Here is a 1,525-nt window from a genome sequence, read left to right as displayed (position 1 = left end):
CGTAGCGCAACGCGCTCCGGTCGTAGCGAACACGGTTCTCGGTCGTCCACATCAGCAAAGGCCTTTCTCAGCCCTCGCTTGAATCACAACCTGCTCAGATTGCACAGCTTGTTGCCGAACAGACACTGAGTAATACAGCGCTTTCACGCTGCCTGAGCGTTCTCGCTTCGGCGGCGTTGATCGCCTGCGCCACGGTCGCGCAGGGGCAGAGTCTGGAGTCCGCCAAGGCCGCCTACAAGCGGCCGGATCTGATCCCGTTTCCGGAAGAGGCGCGGTATTCGCCGCAGACGGCGACGCTCGGCAAGATGCTGTTCTTCGATCCGCGCCTGAGCGGCAAGCAGAACCTCTCCTGCGCCAGCTGCCACAATCCGTCGTTCGGGTTCGAGGTCCCGGTCGCCGGTGCGATCGGTGCGACCAACAAGCCCCTCGGGCGCAAGGCGCCCACCGTCCTGAACGCCGCCTGGATTCCGACCCTGCTCTGGGACGGCCGCGCCCCGAACCTGGAAACCCAGGCGATGGGTCCGATCACCGCCGAAGGCGAGATGGACGGGAAGTTCCCGGAGATCATCGGCCGCCTGAACAAGATTCCCGAATACAGCGCCTGGTTCGGCAAGCTGTTTCCCAAGGACGGCGTCACCCAGGACAACATCCTGACCGCGATCGCGACCTACGAGCGGACGGTCGTGGCCGGCACGGCGCCGTTCGATCGCTGGGTCGAGGGCGACGAGAGCGCGATCTCGCCGGCCGCGCAACGCGGATTCGACCTGTTCACGGGCAAGGCCGCGTGCGCCGGCTGCCACACGGGCTGGAACTTCACCGACAACAAGTTCCACGACATCGGCATCCCGACCAAGGATGTCGGCCGTGCCGCCTTCGAGCCCGACGACCCGCGGGCGATGCACGCGTTCAAGACGCCGGGCCTGCGCAACCTGACCTACCGCGCCCCCTTCGGCCACGCCGGACAATTCGCCGACCTCGAAGCCGTCCTCGCCTTCTACGAGACGGGCGGCGTCGCACGTCCCTCGAAGTCGCCGCTGACGCGGCCGTTGCGGCTGGAAGCGCAGGAGCGGGCGGACCTTCTCGCGTTCCTGCGCACGCTGACGGCGGAGCAGACCCGGACCACCCTGCCGAACCTCCCGAACTGACGCGACGACGGAACGCCCACCATGTCGATCCGCTACAAGATCCTTCTTCCGCTCCTCGGCTTCATGATTCTGGCGGGCCTCCTGTCCGGTGTCACCGGGCTGGTCGGACTGGATGCCGTGGGCAACCTTTCGCGGGTCGCCGAGCGCACGAACGAAGCGAACGCGGCGAGCCGCGCGGCGCGCGACCGCTTCCACGGTGCCGACGAGCTGGTCGCGCGGGTGACCGCGATGACCGACCTGATCGACATGACGGTGGTCGCCGCCGACTTCACGGCCAAGGGCGACCAGCTCTCGGCCCTGCTCGGGCGGCTCGAAGCGGCCGCGTCGTCGGACCGGATGCGGGCCGTCTCCCGCGCGGCCAGGGCCACGGCGGCGTCGAA

Annotated in this window: 1 protein-coding gene and 1 pseudogene; both read left to right on the top strand. The window is 67.9% G+C overall.

Annotated features, from left to right (window positions below; genetic code table 11):
• The first annotated feature begins 176 nt into the window (after window positions 1–176).
• A complete protein-coding gene (locus tag FV222_RS25740; protein ID WP_246685669.1) occupies window positions 177–1,145 on the top strand; it encodes a cytochrome c peroxidase in 969 nt (322 codons plus the stop codon).
• Window positions 1,146–1,166: 21 nt separating this feature from the next.
• A pseudogene (locus FV222_RS25735) lies at window positions 1,167–1,525 on the top strand (methyl-accepting chemotaxis protein); the annotation flags it as partial.

The sequence above is a fragment of the Methylobacterium sp. WL103 genome, assembly GCF_008039885.1.
Classification (GTDB): domain Bacteria; phylum Pseudomonadota; class Alphaproteobacteria; order Rhizobiales; family Beijerinckiaceae; genus Methylobacterium; species Methylobacterium cerastii.
Note: the sequence above shows the minus strand (reverse complement) of the source record. Positions and strands in the feature narration are given on the sequence as shown.